General features: G+C 55.4%; 9 protein-coding genes. 2 read left to right on the plus strand and 7 right to left on the minus strand.

Annotated elements, in window-relative coordinates; translation table 11 throughout:
• Positions 1–130 precede the first annotated feature (130 nt).
• Positions 131–1429, minus strand: coding sequence for an MFS transporter (locus tag CWS43_RS20360; protein ID WP_101078909.1), 1299 nt, complete (start codon positions 1427–1429; stop codon positions 131–133).
• 79 nt (positions 1430–1508) lie between these two features.
• Positions 1509–2375, minus strand: a complete 867-nt coding sequence (locus CWS43_RS20365) for a helix-turn-helix domain-containing protein (RefSeq protein ID WP_101078910.1) — start codon at positions 2373–2375, stop codon at positions 1509–1511.
• Positions 2376–2757: 382 nt separating this feature from the next.
• Between CWS43_RS20365 and hslJ the strand changes: the two genes are divergently transcribed.
• Positions 2758–3180 carry a heat shock protein HslJ gene (gene hslJ / locus CWS43_RS20370; RefSeq protein WP_101078911.1) on the plus strand — a complete coding sequence of 141 codons (423 nt, stop codon included), beginning with the start codon at positions 2758–2760 and terminating at the stop codon, positions 3178–3180.
• Positions 3181–3228: 48 nt separating this feature from the next.
• Here hslJ and CWS43_RS20375 read toward each other — a convergent pair whose 3' ends face one another.
• Positions 3229–3501, minus strand: a complete 273-nt coding sequence (locus CWS43_RS20375; RefSeq protein ID WP_101078912.1) for a DUF333 domain-containing protein — start codon at positions 3499–3501, stop codon at positions 3229–3231.
• Between the two features lie 305 nt (positions 3502–3806).
• Between CWS43_RS20375 and nifJ the strand changes: the two genes are divergently transcribed.
• The gene (gene nifJ / locus CWS43_RS20380) at positions 3807–7337 is read left to right on the plus strand and encodes a pyruvate:ferredoxin (flavodoxin) oxidoreductase (RefSeq protein ID WP_101078913.1); all 3531 of its coding nucleotides are present in this window, start codon (positions 3807–3809) and stop codon (positions 7335–7337) included.
• Between the two features lie 62 nt (positions 7338–7399).
• On the opposite strand, the gene cobA is transcribed toward nifJ, so the two are convergent.
• From cobA to CWS43_RS20400, 4 genes are read right to left on the minus strand one after another with little or no spacing between them, the layout of a single operon-like run.
• Positions 7400–8299 (minus strand): uroporphyrinogen-III C-methyltransferase, encoded by a 900-nt coding sequence (cobA, locus tag CWS43_RS20385; RefSeq protein ID WP_101078914.1) that lies wholly within the window; start codon positions 8297–8299, stop codon positions 7400–7402.
• The gene (locus CWS43_RS20390) at positions 8296–10968 is read right to left on the minus strand and encodes a nitrate reductase (protein ID WP_101078915.1); all 2673 of its coding nucleotides are present in this window, start codon (positions 10966–10968) and stop codon (positions 8296–8298) included. Before CWS43_RS20390 ends, cobA begins: the two co-directional genes overlap by 4 nt.
• Entirely contained in the window at positions 10965–15161 is a 4197-nt protein-coding gene (gene nirB, locus CWS43_RS20395; RefSeq protein ID WP_101078916.1) for a nitrite reductase large subunit NirB, read from the minus strand. Before nirB ends, CWS43_RS20390 begins: the two co-directional genes overlap by 4 nt.
• Positions 15162–15181: 20 nt before the next feature.
• The gene (locus CWS43_RS20400) at positions 15182–15979 is read right to left on the minus strand and encodes an ABC transporter ATP-binding protein (protein WP_101078917.1); all 798 of its coding nucleotides are present in this window, start codon (positions 15977–15979) and stop codon (positions 15182–15184) included.
• Between the last annotated feature and the right edge of the window lies 1 nt (position 15980).

Here is a 15980-nt window from a genome sequence, read left to right on the forward strand (position 1 = left end):
CTGCTTTTTATTTCCCAGCCAATAACAGGAGTACAGTCAACCCCCTGTAAATAACATTCCTGATTTAGCGTTAACCTGGAAACGGACAACATAATTAGGCACTCCTTTATAGAAAGAATACGTCTGATAGCTACATTTTTTCGAGTGGCATTTCAGCCGGTAAATGGCGGTATTGTTCAACTGCAATTTCAGCTTCACTCTTAAATTCATTCCGCTGTTTGCCGTGAAAACACAGCCAACCGACAAAAAGCCCCAAAGCGACAATCGTGGATAAAATGGAATATAACGTGCCAGGCCCCGCATCCAGTAATAAGGGGGTAACGAAAGCAAGCAGCCCGCAAGATAATCTGGAAATTGCCACAATGATGCCTTGCGCAGTCGATCTGAGCATGGTCGGAAATGACTCCTGCGACCAGACTTTCATTATGCCTTCAAAAGCAAGCCCACTGCCGATTGCGGTAAAGAACAGACAAGAAAACCAGGAAAGCGGTGAGAACTGGAAAATAACCGGCAGAAAAAAGCCCCCCGCGAAACAGAACGCACCGGCGATAAATGCCGGGATACGCTTAGGGGTATCAACAAACCGCATAAACATTATGCCCGCGATCACACCAACGGGCATGGTCAGTAAATTCCACAGCGAGTTTTTTTCCACAGTGAGACCAACGACGTTCACCGCAATATAAGTGCCGAACTGCCCGCCGGTATTGGCCGCAAGATTCGTGAACAGATAAAAAAGGCACAACGAGGTGAATGGCAACAGGTACTTGCCCTGGATCAGATCCCTGTACGATGCTTTTTGGGCACGCACGGTAGCAACCCCTTTTCTGCGCTCGTTTCTTGCGGTAAGCCACATCGGTGACTCTGGTATCGTGCAGCGAAGCACCAGTAACACCGCGGCAACGGCACAAACATGCAGATACATAATTTGACCGCCTGTACGCCCCCAACCGCCTACCAACGCGGAAATCGCCATCGTGGTGACAATCCCAAGAAACCAAAGAAGGTTGGATAATCCGATAATTTTGCCGCGATTTTTATCCGTTGCTGCCTCAGCAATCGTCGCCAGTGAAACAGGAAGGTCTGCACCCGTTGCGAACCCGACAAAAAGAGTCCCGACCAACAACACAGTAAAGTCATTACCGAAGGACAGCAGAAGTGAGCCTGCGATAACCATCATCATCGTCGCAATGAAAATTTTCCGTCTGCCATAACAATCGCCTAACCGGCCACCTAATAAAGCCCCCAGAGCAATACACAGCGTTAATACACCAGAAAGAATGCCTATTTCAGCTGATGTTGTGCCTATGGATTTTTGATAGATAACCAGAGCAGTACCATTTGATACAATAGCCGCAGAATCAATATAAGATGCCATCCCTGACACAACACCTACATACCAGGGATTAGGCTTTTTTATTATAGTCATAATGATTACCTTAAAAAGTTAGGGTTACGCTCACCTTTTGAATAATACTTAATATCAGCCTTATTACTTACCCATTGCTTTAATTAACTAAATTTAATATGACACTATTACTTACCCGAATACGCTCCTGAGAGGGGGTTCGCTGGAATTGATCCTTATAATTTTCCGTAAGTCGTGAAGGACTACTAAATCCACACATCTGGGCAATTTCACTGACCGCATAATCCGTAGTCCGTAACAATTCCTGTGTTTTTAGCAACCGGAAATGCAGCTGGAATTTTTCAGGCGTATAACCGGTGATCTGCTTTATAAAACGAAACATAGTTCTTTTAGTCACGCCGCTGGATTCACACAAAAATTTCCAGTTAATGTTCTCGCAGTAGTTATTACGTAAGTAATTAATCAGATAGCGCTTACCGTTTTCCAGGCTGTCTGTTTTATCTTCTTTTTTGTTAGCACACCGAAACAATATGCTGATAATGGTGAAGAGTGCCGATTCCGTGGCGGAAAAATAATCCGAATCAAACTCCAGATCATGTTTATTGTTAACGAATTCAGCCAGCCGGATAACCTCGGCCATTTCATTTTCGTCCAAGCCTGATTTTTTTAACTTTAATGACCTCTGTTTACGGATTGTTTCTTTTAACACGTCAGTATTCTTTATGAAATGAAATTGTCTGCTTGTGTGCAGAAGGATGTTAATAATCGATAAGTCGTTTGCGGATTCATAACAATGCACATCACTGGCCGATACCAGAAAGAAATCTCCCTGGCAGATAAATTCCACCTGGTCATTAATTATATGAAACCCGCTGCCTTGCCGGACAATAATCAGCTCATCGAACTCATGCCCGTGAACATCCTCTTTCATTTGATGGTGCATATCGAACAAACTAAAAGCATGATCATCTGAAAGAAAAAAATCATCGACCCGCAGAACTTTCATATCCCCACCAGTTTGCCGTGATGCGTTGTATTTTTTAAAACTTAATTTCTATTATTAATAATATTTTCTTAATGTAATGATTAGACCGTAATAATGATGCCAAGTCTACATATCGGGGTGGCACTGGCACGTAAGCGGTAGTGATATTAGTTTCACTTTCACAAATACCTGCGAATGACAGAATTTTTCTAATTAGGGAAAAACATATCGGGGGAACAATTGCTGTGGAGGACGGTATCATTTGGCAATGAAACACATAGCCGGTTACGACAGGGTTTAACTCGTGAACTCATTCACGCTATAATACACCAACAAAAACCGCATAAGTCAGTTGAATGTATCGATATGATGAGTGCAAAAGGAACGTTTCTCAGGAGAGAAGATGAAGAAGTCACTGTTTATTCTGGCAGCCGCCGTTACATTGAGCGCATGTAGCCTCAATCAAAATCCCCCGCTTAAACAAACCGATCTGCAACACCACCGCTTTGAACTGTTGAGCGTCGATGGTCAGACGGTGCCAGCGGCACAAGGCCGTATTCCGGAAATTGAGTTCGGCTCAAATATGCACGTATCCGGCAAAATGTGTAACAACTTTATGGGGCAGGGAAAACTGCAAGATAATGTGCTGACCGTGAAAGGCCTGGCTTCCACCATGATGATGTGTGCGGATCAGAACCTGAACAAATGGGATCACGTGATCAGTGATGTGCTGAACAACGGCGCGGCCGTTTCCCTGAAGGAACAGAAGCTGACCCTGAAACAAGGCAAGCATACGCTGGTGTACCGCCTGAAAGACCGGATGTAATCCGCGCACTTTAGATGCAAAAACGCCAAGCGGATGTTTGGCGTTTCGTCAGGCTTTACACAGCCCCTGCATTAAAGTGCTTTCTGAGCACTGGCGGCCATTGGACATCGAACACATACCAATGCGGCTGCCATCAAGCTGCGGCGCCATGCGCAATTGTCCGCCGGCCATTGAACAGGCTGCATATGCCGGGCTGTCCATATTAATGGTGCGCTGACCAACATTCACGCTGTTGCCTTTCTGTGGGACGTCATCATTGCTGCTGCATGCGGCTAAGACCAGCACACCAGCAGCCAGTAACACGCGAAACGCAGTGTTCATCTGTCCTGCTCCTGACTATGACGGGGATATTTTTTCGAAACGCCATCATATCCGACGTTTTTCTCCCGCGTCGAGCACTCCTGCAAAAGAACATCAACTTTTTCCTAAAAAAATCGACTTTTTATTCACTACCCGAAACTTTTTATCGCGTTAATGCGCCTTATTCATTCACTCCCCGAATAAAAACCCCTTAACACAATCAGGATAAATCGATTATTCCGCCCTCTGCTAAGCTTTTAACATTCTCGCCGGTGAACCATTTTCCACTGGCCGCTTTTTTTTGTGAGCAAAGCAAAAGGTACTCCATGATCACTACTGACGGTAATAATGCAGTTGCTTCCGTGGCCTATCGCACCAACGAAGTGATTGCCATCTACCCGATCACGCCAAGTTCCACTATGGCCGAAATTGCCGGCGCCTGGTCAGGCGAAGGAAAGAAAAACCTATGGGGCGATGTCCCGACGGTGATGGAAATGCAGTCCGAGGCCGGTGCGATTTCCACCGTACATGGCGCATTGCAGACCGGTGCCCTTTCGACGTCGTTCACTTCGTCACAAGGTTTGTTACTGATGATCCCGGTGCTGTACAAACTGGCCGGTCAGCTGACACCCTTCGTATTGCACGTCGCCGCCCGCACTGTCGCGACGCACGCGTTGTCGATTTTTGGCGATCATTCCGACGTCATGGCCGTGCGCCAGACCGGTTGCGCCCTGCTCTCTGCCGCCAGCGTGCAGGAAGCACAGGACTTCGCGCTGATTTCGCAGGTCGCCAGCCTCAACAGCCGCGTACCGTTTATTCATTTCTTTGACGGTTTCCGTACCTCACATGAAATCAATAAAATCGCGCCACTGAGCGACGACACGCTCCAGCAGATGCTGCCGCAGGCGCAGATTGACGCACACCGCGCCCGCGCCTTGTCACCGGATCATCCGGTGATCCGCGGCACGTCCGCCAATCCGGACACCTATTTCCAGTCCCGCGAAGCCACAAACCCCTATTACAACGCCACCTGCCAGCACGTTATCGATGCGATGAATGCGTTCGCCGCCCTCACCGGCCGCGAATATAAGCCATTCGAATACGTCGGTGATCCGCAGGCAGAGCGCGTGATCGTGCTGATGGGTTCCGGGATCGGCACCGCCGAAGAAGTGATCGAAACCCTGAATGCGCGCGGCGAGAAAGTTGGCGTGCTGAAAGTGCGTTTATACCGTCCGTTCAGCGCTGAACATTTGCTGGCCGTGCTGCCGCAAACCGTGAAAAGCATCGCGGTGATGGACCGCACCAAAGAACCCGGCGCACTGGCCGAACCGCTGTATCTCGATGTTATGACCGCGCTGGCTGAAGCCTATAACCGTGGCGAGCGCGATTCGCTGCCGAAAGTGATCGGTGGCCGTTACGGATTATCGTCAAAAGAATTCGGGCCGGACTGCGTACTGTCGGTGTTCCGCGAACTGGCGCTCAGCAAACCGCGTCCGCGCTTCACCGTCGGCATTTATGACGATGTCACCGGCCTTTCGTTGCCGGTGGTTGAAGACGACTTACCGCAGCACGCATCACTGGAAGCCCTGTTCTACGGGCTGGGCAGCGACGGTTCCGTGTCAGCGACCAAAAACAACATCAAGATCATCGGTAACAGCACGCCGATGTACGCGCAGGGTTATTTCGTTTACGACTCCAAAAAGGCCGGTGGCCTGACGGTTTCGCATCTGCGCGTCAGTGAAAAGCCGATCAAATCCGCGTATCTGGTCAGCCAGGCGCATTTCGTTGCCTGCCACCAGTGGCAGTTTATCGATCTGTATCAGATGGCAGAACGTCTGCGCCATGGCGGGATTTTCCTGCTTAACACGCCGTTCAGCGCTGATGAAGTCTGGGCGCGTTTACCACTGGAAGTGCAGGCGACGCTGATTCAGCGCGAAGCCCGTTTCTACGTGATTAACGCGGCGAAAATTGCCCGCGAGTGCAAACTCGGTGCGCGTATTAACACCGTTATGCAGATGGCGTTCTTCCACCTGACACAAATCCTGCCGGGCGACGAAGCGCTGAAAGAATTGCAGGGCGCGATTGCCCGCAGTTACAGCAGCAAAGGCGAGGACGTGGTCACGCGCAACTGGATGGCGCTGGCCGCCACGCTGGAAGAGCTGGTCGCCGTGCCGTTGCAGGCTATTCCGGAAAATCCGCGCAAACGTCCGCCGATTGTTTCAGATGCCGCACCGGATTTCGTCAAAACCGTTACCGCCACCATGCTGGCCGGGCTTGGCGACGCCCTGCCGGTTTCTGCGTTCCCGCCGGATGGCACCTGGCCGACCGGCACCACGCAATGGGAAAAACGCAACATTGCCGAAGAAGTGCCGATCTGGAAGCCAGATCTGTGTACGCAGTGTAACCACTGCGTCGCCGCCTGCCCGCATTCGGCCATTCGCGCCAAAGTGGTTCAGCCGGATACGCTGGAAAACGCCCCTGCCGCGCTGCAATCGCTGGACGTAAAATCGCGCGACATGCGCGGCCAGAAATACGTGTTGCAGGTCGCGCCCGAAGACTGCACCGGGTGTAATTTGTGTGTGGAAGTCTGCCCGGCGAAAGACCGTCAGGATCCGTCCATCAAAGCCATTAACATGGCTGACCGCATCGAGCATCTTGAGGAAGAGCGCGCCAACTATGACTTCTTCCTCAAGCTGCCGGAAATCGATAAAACGACGCTGGAACGCATTGATATCCGCACCTCGCAGCTGATCACACCGCTGTTTGAGTATTCCGGTGCCTGTTCCGGTTGTGGCGAAACGCCTTATATCAAACTGCTGACGCAGCTGTACGGCGACCGTTTGCTGATAGCCAACGCCACCGGGTGTTCGTCCATTTACGGCGGTAATTTACCGTCAACGCCGTACACCACCAACGCCGATGGCCGCGGTCCGGCGTGGGCAAACTCCCTGTTTGAAGACAACGCCGAGTTCGGGCTGGGCTTCCGTCTGACGGTCGATCAGCATCGCCGCCGCGTGCTGCGTCTGGTGGAATCGCTGGAGCCGCATATCCCGGCTGAAGTGCTGGGTGGCCTGCGCGATGAGACGTCCACGCCGGAAGTCAAACGTGAGCATGTGACCGCGCTGCGTAAAATTCTGGCCGGTATTGATACGCCGGACGCGCACCAGCTGGCGACCGACGCGGATTATCTGGTGGATAAATCCATCTGGCTGATCGGCGGCGACGGCTGGGCGTATGACATCGGTTTCGGCGGGCTGGATCACGTCCTGAGCCTGACGGAAAACGTCAACGTACTGGTGCTCGATACCCAGTGTTATTCCAACACCGGCGGGCAGCAGTCGAAAGCCACACCGCTGGGTGCGGTCACGAAATTCGCCGAACAGGGCAAACGCAAATCGCGTAAAGATCTGGGTGTGAGCATGATGATGTACGGTCATGTGTATGTAGCGCAAATCTCCCTCGGCGCGCAGCTCAACCAGACGGTGAAAGCCATTCAGGAAGCCGAAGCCTATCCGGGGCCGTCGCTTGTCATCGCGTACAGCCCGTGCGAAGAACACGGTTACGACCTGGCGCTCAGCCATGATCAGATGAAGCAGCTGACCACCACCGGTTTCTGGCCGCTGTACCGGTTTGATCCGCGTCGCGTGGAAGAAGGCAAACCGGCGCTGGCGCTCGATTCAAGGCCGCCTTCCAGCGGGCTGACCGATACGCTCAATAATGAGCAGCGGTTCAGAAGGCTGAATGCGCAACAACCTGAAGTGGCGGCGCAGTTGTATGCGGCGGCGGAGAAGGAATTGCAGCAGAAATATGACTTTCTGGCGCTGCTGGCGGGGAAGAAGACCGAGTCTGAGTCCTGACCGCTAAGTGTTAACGTGAAATGAAATCAGGGGCGGAGGCAAATGCGCTTCCCCCCTGATAATCAGCCCTGCACCATCGTCGTTTGTTGAAACGACAAGTCCGCAATATCTGCAAATCCGTTCACCCGGTTCTCACTTAATCCGTAAACCTGTGGCGCGGACTTTGCCCGGTACATTCCCACCACATCGCCGACAATCAGCAACGCCGGTGTTTCCACCTGATTCTCTGTAATGATCTGCCCGAGTGAATCCAGCGTACCGGTGATCACCCGTTGTTCCGGTTGTGTTCCGCGCTCAATGACGGCAACCGGTGTCAGTGCGGGCAATCCGTGGGTCATCAGTTTCTGACTGATGTTGTCACTGTTCGCAATCCCCATGTAAAACACCAGTGTCTGATTTGCCATCGCCAGCGCTGACCAGTCGAAATCCGGATCACCCTGTGCGCCATGCCCGGTCACAAATCGTACCGACTGCGCCAGACTGCGGTGCGTCAGCGGGATCCCGCACGCTGCCGCACAGCCCATCGCGGCGGTAATGCCGGGCACAATATGGCACGGCACGCCATTTTGCTGACAAAACGCCATCTCTTCACCGCCACGGCCAAAGACAAAGGGATCGCCGCCTTTCAGACGCACCACCCGGTGACCGGCACGCGCCAGATCCACAAGTAACAGATTAATTTCATCCTGCCCGAGTGTGTGATTACGTGTTGATTTACCCACGTCGATACGCAATGCGTCTTCCGGGATCAGCGCCATTACCGGCGCGGAGACCAGCCTGTCGAAAACCACGACATCGGCCTGCTGTATCACCCGCAAGGCTTTCAGTGTCAGCAGTTCGACATCTCCCGGCCCGGCACCGGTCAGCCAGACTTCACCGCGAGAAACCGGATCACGCCTGTTCGCCGTCGCCAGAAGCCGGGCGATTTGCTGTTCCTGTAATGAGGTTTCCAGAATGTTCATTCGCTGTCTCCCGCCGGCAGCATGGCGAGCTGGCCGGCAATAATTTTTTTAAGTTCAGGGATGCATGAGCCACATTGCGTGCCGCATTTAAGCGCCGCGCCGAGCTGCTGAACCGTGTGGCAACCGCGCCGGACAGCGTCAGTCACCGGGATTTCACCCACGGAAAAACAGCTGCAAATGATGGCACCTGTCGGAGCCTTATCACCGCCTGCGCGACCGGCCAGCAACGCCAGACGGGCCTGCGCACTCTCCGGAGGTCGGGCAAAGGCCGCGATAACAGCCTGCCGGTCCGGTGAAGGCGGTCTGCGGCTTGCGTAGAAAGCCAGTTGTAATTGTCCGCCGGACCACGCCAGCAGATTAAATCCGTCCTCACCCAGCTGTGCGGTCTGGCATATCCGGAGGTCTGTGCCGGTCTGTTCATCCAGCCAGACGCGCCAGTCTTCAGGTTGTGAGGTGTCGGCCAGCGTGTAGTGCGTGATCCCCGCCTGAGTGATGCGGCTCCAGTACGCCGTGGACGGTGGCGCAACGCCCTCGCCGCGAATAAATAACTCGGCCTGCCACGCCGCTTTCCATCGCCGCAGACTGACCGGCATGTGCTTACTTTCAGGTTGCCCCGACAGCGGATCGGTATGCGCCTCAATCAGTGCATCCACCCGCGCCTGCTGACTGAATTGCGTATTCCAGTGCATAGGGACAAACACGCTGCCGCGCCGTTGCAGGCTGTCCGGCTGCGCCCGCAGTAAAAGCCAGCCATGCGATGATGCGACGCGCACCAGATCGCCCTGCTGAATTTGCGGGGCATCGTCGGGATGAAACTGACAAAACGGCTCGCTGATGTGTTGCATCAGGCGCGGCGATTTGCCGGTTCGCGTCATGGTATGCCACTGATCGCGTATACGGCCGGTATTCATCACCAGCGGATACGCCGCCGTCGGCTGGCTGGCCGGTAACACGGGTGTGATCGCGATCAGCTGCGCTTTCCCGTCCAGATGAAAGAACCGCTTGTCAGCGAACAGACGTGCGGTGCCCTGCGGATTTTGCACATTGACCGGCCACTGTACCGGTCGCAATTCGTCCCACTGCTGATCGGAAAGGTGCGCCAGCGCGCTGATATCAAAGGCCCGTGACCCGTGATTCTCAAAACCGGAAAGCGCCGCATGTTCGCGGAAAATTTCTGCGGGATGCGTCCACGCAAACGCCGCGCCAAATCCTAACCGCTGCGCGACCTGACTGAGGATCCACCAGTCCGGTCTGGCTTCCCCGGCCGCAGGCAGAAAGCCCCGCTGACGTGAAATGCGGCGTTCTGAATTTGTCACCGTGCCATTTTTTTCACCCCATCCCAGCGCGGGCAGGCAAATATGTGCGGCGCGGGTGGTGTCCGTATCGCGCATAATGTCGGAGACAATCACCAGCGGACAACGCGCAAGCCCCGCCCGCACGCGGTCTGCATCCGGCAGCGACACCAGCGGATTGGTGCCCATAATCCACACGGCTTTGATGCGTCCTTCTCCGATAGCGCGAAATAATTCTACGGCGTTCAGCCCGGCGGAATGAGTGACGTTGTCACTCTTCCAGAAGCGGCCGACGCGGTCAATATCGGCGGGCGTAAAGCCCATATGCGACGCAAGCTGATTCGCCAGCCCGCCCACTTCGCGGCCACCCATCGCATTGGGCTGACCGGTAATTGAAAAAGGCCCGCATCCTTCCCTGGCGATTTTGCCGGTCGCCAGATGTAAGTTGATAATGGCGTTACATTTATCCACGCCCGAACTGGACTGGTTGATGCCCATCGAATAGACCGTCACCAGCCGGTCACTGTTTTCAATCAGGTGGTAAAAGGTCAGCAACTGCGCCACGGTCAGCTCGCAAAATTCCGCGGTTTTCGCCGCCGTCCAGTCCCGGGCGGCCAGTAAGGTGTCTTCCGCGCCCTGCGTATGATCGCGCAGGAAGTCGGTATCCAGTTTGCCGGTCTGCGCCATCGCATTCAGCGCACCGCAAAACAGCGCAGCATCACTCCCCGGACGCAAGGCAAGGTGCAAATCCGCCAGATCGCAGGTGGCCGTCTGGCGCGGGTCAATCACAACGATGCGCATCTCCGGCCGCTCTTTTTTGGCCTGCACCAGCCGCTGATAAACCACAGGATGTGCCCAGGCGGTATTTGAACCGGTCAGGATCACACAATCGGCCTGTTCCAGATCCTGATAACTGCACGGCACGGCATCCGCGCCGAATGCGCGTTTGTACCCGGCAACCGCCGACGCCATACACAAGCGCGAATTGGTATCCATATTTCCGGCACCGATAAATCCTTTCATCAGTTTATTGGCGACGTAATAATCCTCCGTCAGTAGCTGACCGGAGCCGTAAAACGCCACCGCCTGCGGACCATGTTCGTGGATCACCTTCTGCAATCCGGTGGCTACCGCGTCCAGCGCCTCAGACCAGCTCACCCGCTGACCGTTAATTTCAGGGTGAAGTAAACGCCCCTGCAATCCGAGCGTTTCCCCCAGCGCACTGCCTTTCACGCACAGCCGCCCGTGGTTTGCCGGGTGAACCGGGTCACCGCTGGCGGCAAAACCTTCAGCCAGTGGTTGCATTCTGACGCCACACCCGACGCCGCAATAGGCGCAGGTTGTCAGCGTGGTTTCTGATGCAGAGGGTTTATTCATAAGCTGACCGTGGCGATAATTTCAGCGGAGACAGATTCTGCGACAGACGGCACTTCCTGCACCCAGACGCGGCCTTCTTCTATTTTCACCGGCCAGACACTCAGCACATTCTGCGCGTCGTCAACGCTGCGACCGTCCTGCAAACGAAAACGCTGTTTATACAGCGGGGAAATCACCACCGGTTCCCCTTTCACATCCCCCACCAGCCCTCTCGCCAGCACGTTTGCGTCACTGTCCGGTTCATGATTACTCAGCGCAAACACCTGTTGCGGGTGGTCCGGCAGATGAAACAGCGCAATCTGCCGGTTTGCCAGCCTCGCCGCCATACCGGCATTCACCGGGATGGCGCTCAGATCGCACAACTCGACCCATCCGTGTACCGCCATCTGCGGCTGATTCACCGTGACGGCAGGCATCCGGGCACGTTCCTGTGGCGTGGCCGGGCGGATCTGCTGGCGTTCCGTGACCATGACTACCGCTTCATCCGGTTCCTGGCTGTTGACGAAAGGCCGGAACAGCGCCAGACGGTCAGGGCTGGCCAGCGTCGTTTGCCATTCGCACTGATAGGTGCCGACCACGGCATCCATTTCATTTTCCAGTTCGGCGGCGATATCCAGGCTGTCGTCGATCACCACCTGCCGCAGATAATCCATGCCACCTTCGAGATTATCCATCCAGGTACTGGTTCGTTGCAGGCGATCAGCCGTCCGGACGTAAAACATCAGAAAACGGTCGACCGTGCGGATCAGGTCTTCCGTGCTCATGTCCTGCGCCAGCAGGTCGGCATGACGCGGTTTCATGCCGCCGTTGCCGCACACATAGAGGTTCCACCCCTTTTCAGTCGCAATCACGCCGACGTCTTTGCTTTGCGCCTCCGCACATTCGCGGGTGCAACCGGAAACGGCCATTTTGATTTTATGCGGTGAGCGCAAGCCCTTGTAGCGGTTCTCCAGCCTGAGCGCCAGCGACGTGGAATCCTGTACGCCGTAACGGCACCAGTTAGAACCGACGCAGGATTTCACGGTGCGCAGCGATTTGCCGTAGGCGTGACCCGTTTCGAAACCCGCATCCACCAGTTGTTGCCAGATTTCCGGTAACTGTTCGAGGCGCGCGCCAAACAAATCGACACGCTGGCCGCCGGTGATCTTGGTGTAAAGGTTATAGCGTCTGGCGACCAGACCGATGGCGATCAGCCCGTCCGGCGTAATTTCTCCGGCCGGAATACGCGGAACGATGGAATAGGTGCCGTCTTTCTGGATATTGGCAAAGTAGCGGTCATTCGTATCCTGTAACGGCAAATGCTGGGGTTTAAGCACGTAATCATTCCAGCATGACGCCAGAATGGAACCGGCCAGCGGTTTGCAGATTTCGCACCCTGTTCCCTGACCGTGTTTATGGATAAGTTCTTCGAAGGTGCGGATATTGCCCAGACGGACTAAGTGATAAATTTCCTGACGTGAATAGGCAAAGTGCTCGCAAACGTCTTTTTTTACTTCGACGCCCATTTCTGTCAGCGCATATTCCATCACCTGTTTGGTCAGTGCGGCACAGCCTCCGCAGCCGGTCGCTGCTTTTGTGCAGGATTTTATCGCGGCCATATCGCCGCAGCCGCCTTTCACCGCCTCGCAGATATCGCCTTTACTGACGTTGTGGCAGGAGCAAATTTGCGCGCCATCCGGCAGTGCCGCAACGCCCAGACTTTGCGGCGCTGCGCCCGCGCTGGCAGGCAATATCAGTCCTTCAGGACGTGCGGGCAGTGGCATATCGTTGAGCATCATTTGTAACAGCGTGCTGTATTCAGTGCTGTCGCCCACCAGCACCGCGCCGAGCAGACGCTTGCCATCGCCGGAGACCACGATTTTCTTGTAGATGTCCGCCGGGCCGTCGACCCAGCTGTAACTCTGGCTGCCCGCCGTGCGTCCGTGCGCGTCGCCGACCGAGGCCACTTCAACGCCCAGCAATTTCAGTTTGGTGCTCATGTCCGCACCTTTAAACGCCACGTCACTGCCGCACAGCGTATCCGCCAGCGTTCGCGCCATCTGATAGCCCGGCGCAACCAGCCCGAAAATCTGACCATTCCACAGTGCGCATTCGCCGATGGCAAAAATGGCGGGATCGGATGTCCGGCACTGATCGTTAATCACGATGCCACCGCGCGGCCCCACCTCCAGCCCGCACTCTTTCGCCAGCTGATCGCGCGGACGGATACCGGCCGAGAACAACACCAGGTCGGTATCCAGATGGCTGCCGTCAGCGAACTCCATGCGGTAGCCGCCCGTCTCACCGGCGACAATCGCGCGGGTTTCTTTACCGGTATGGACCTGTACGCCCAGCGCTTCGATTTTACGGCGCAACATCCCTGCGCCGCCTTCATCAAGCTGAACACCCATCAGCCGTGGCGCGAACTCCACGACGTGGGTTTGCAGTCCGAGATGTTTCAGCGCATTGGCGGCTTCCAGCCCCAGTAAACCACCACCAACCACCACGCCGGTCTTCCCGTTTGCCGCGCAGGCCTGAATCGCCGCCAGATCATCGAGCGTGCGGTACACCAGACACCCCGGCGCATCGTTGCCCGGTATCGGCGGCACAAACGGATAAGAGCCGGTCGCCAGCACCAGTACGTCATACGCGGTCTGTCGCCCCTGATGGTCAACCACAAAACGGTGTTGGGTATCGACATGTTCGATGCCGTGCGCGAGGCGTAATTCAATACCGGTGGATTCAAAAAAGCCGTCTTCCACCATCGACAGCGAGGCAGCACTGCGCCCGGAGAAAAATTCCGAAAGATGAACGCGGTCATAGGCCGGTGATTTTTCTTCAGCAAACACAATGATCTGGTATTGCAAATGCAGTTCGCGCGCCACCAGTTGTTGCAGGAAATGGTGGCCGACCATGCCGTGTCCGGCCATGACTAATACGGGTTTAGACATCACATTGCTCCTCGCTATCTCCGGGGATAACGGATCAGTTAACGGTTTTATTTTCATCGCAGGCGGTTCATCGGGATTAAAAACGCTCAGCGGTGCCTGCTGTTCTGGTGGAATACTCAGGCGGGATAAATAGCCCGCGCCGTCGCCGATATCGCCCCACAGCAGCACGCCTTTCAGCTGGTTATCGCGCATCACCAGGCGACGGTAGTGCCCTTCAATCGGATCGAATGTGCGGTGAATCTGTGCCTCCGGCGTCGGGTGTAAATCCCCGACGCAGAACAAACTGATGCCCGTGACTTTTAAACGCAGCGGGACATTTTGCGTGGAGAAAGGCGGTATCTCTTTCCCCGCCAGCCGTGCCGCCAGCGCTTCGGCCTGCTGCCAGCACGGTGCGACCAGACCGAACGTCAGTTCACCCAGCTGACAGCATTCGCCGATGGCCGAAATATGCGGATCAGACGTTTGCAACTGGTCATCGACGAGAATGCCGCGTCCGCAAAGCAGCCCGGCGTTTTGTGCCAGCGTGATATCTGGCCGGACACCGGCTGCCACCACCACGCGCTGCGCCGGAATTTCGCGTCCGCAACCGAGCTTCACGGCCTGAAGACTCCCCGTGGCGCTGGCAACGTAAGACGCCGTTTCTGCCTGCAAAAGGGTGTCAATTCCGCGTGCCGACAGACTCTCGCGAAGCAATCCCCCGGCCGTTTCATCCAGTTGCTGATCCATCAGATGCAGGCCACGGTGTAAAAGCGTCACCTGCATTCCGCGCAGCGCCAGCGCAGCCGCGGCTTCCACACCAAGCACGCCGCCGCCGATCACCACCGCCGGTTGCCCGGCGTAATGCCCCCGAAGAATGTCCGCGACATCCTGATGATTACGAAAACCGTGGATCCCCGGTAAATCAGAACCCGGCAACGGCGGCATAAAGGGGCGCGATCCTGTGGCGATCACCAGATGGTCATAACGCAGCGTCTGTCCGCCCGCCCGCACCAGACGGGCGTGGCGATCAATGTCTGTCACGGCAATACCGGCCATAAACGTGACGTTGTGACGTGTGTACCAGTGCGTATCATGCGTCGTGATGTCATCCGGGCTTTTTTCACCTGATAAGACCGGCGTGAGCAAAATGCGGTTGTACGCGGCATGATTTTCATCGCCGATAATCATCAGGTAAAAACGCTCCGGTGCCTGTTCGCACAGCCGTTCTGCCAGCCGTATGCCCGCCATACCGTTGCCGATGATGATCAGAGTCGGTTTATCCATTGCGTTCACCCCGCCCGAAATCAGGCGACAGCCTGGTGTTTTTCATGCAGGAATTGCAGAACCTGCTGACGGTACTGGTGGAACAGCGGATCGTTCGCCAGCGCCAGCCGTGAGCGCGGGCGCGCAAGTTCCACCTGCAACACTTCACCGACTTTCGCCGCAGGACCGTTGGTCATCATCATGACGCGGTCAGACAACAGCACCGCTTCATCAACATCGTGGGTGATCAGCAAAATGGTGGTTTTCAGCCTTGACTGAATTTCCATAACGGCGTCCTGCAAATGCGCGCGGGTTAACGCGTCAAGCGCACCAAAGGGTTCATCCATCAGCAACACTTTCGGTTTCATCGCCAGCGCACGGGCAATACCCACACGTTGTTTCATGCCTCCGGAAATTTCGCCGGGACGTTTATCCGCCGCGTGTCCCATGTGAACCAGCTCGAGGTTGTGCGTGATCCACGCCTGCATTTCCCCCTTGCTCATCTGGCCTTTGAACACCTGATTCACCGCCAGCGCGACATTCTCAGACGCGGTCAGCCACGGCAGCAGCGAATGGTTCTGGAACACGACGCCACGTTCCGGGCCGGGGCCGGTGATTTCCTGGTTATCACACAGCAGGACTCCCTCCGTCGGGCGGCTCAGCCCGGCGATCAGATTCAGTAAGGTGGATTTCCCGCAACCGGAATGCCCGATCAGGCTGACCGTCTCGCCCTGCGCGATATCGAAACTGACATTATCGAGCGCCAGAAACGCGCCTTTCGCGGTCGGGAAACTCTGGCTGACGTTTTGCACGCAGATAATCGCTTTGTCATTTTTCATG

It is taken from the genome of Rahnella sp. AA, from assembly GCF_002834385.1.
Lineage (GTDB): Bacteria > Pseudomonadota > Gammaproteobacteria > Enterobacterales > Enterobacteriaceae > Rahnella.

Bases quoted from the DNA above. Each gene is read 5' to 3' on its own strand.
- CWS43_RS20360 (WP_101078909.1), bottom strand. From the start codon at position 1,429: ATGACTATAATAAAAAAGCCTAATCCCTGGTATGTAGGTGTTGTGTCA.
- CWS43_RS20365 (WP_101078910.1), bottom strand. From the start codon at position 2,375: ATGAAAGTTCTGCGGGTCGATGATTTTTTTCTTTCAGATGATCATGCT.
- hslJ (WP_101078911.1), top strand. From the start codon at position 2,758: ATGAAGAAGTCACTGTTTATTCTGGCAGCCGCCGTTACATTGAGCGCA.
- CWS43_RS20375 (WP_101078912.1), bottom strand. From the start codon at position 3,501: ATGAACACTGCGTTTCGCGTGTTACTGGCTGCTGGTGTGCTGGTCTTA.
- nifJ (WP_101078913.1), top strand. From the start codon at position 3,807: ATGATCACTACTGACGGTAATAATGCAGTTGCTTCCGTGGCCTATCGC.
- cobA (WP_101078914.1), bottom strand. From the start codon at position 8,299: ATGAACATTCTGGAAACCTCATTACAGGAACAGCAAATCGCCCGGCTT.
- CWS43_RS20390 (WP_101078915.1), bottom strand. From the start codon at position 10,968: ATGAATAAACCCTCTGCATCAGAAACCACGCTGACAACCTGCGCCTAT.
- nirB (WP_101078916.1), bottom strand. From the start codon at position 15,161: ATGGATAAACCGACTCTGATCATCATCGGCAACGGTATGGCGGGCATA.
- CWS43_RS20400 (WP_101078917.1), bottom strand. From the start codon at position 15,979: ATGAAAAATGACAAAGCGATTATCTGCGTGCAAAACGTCAGCCAGAGT.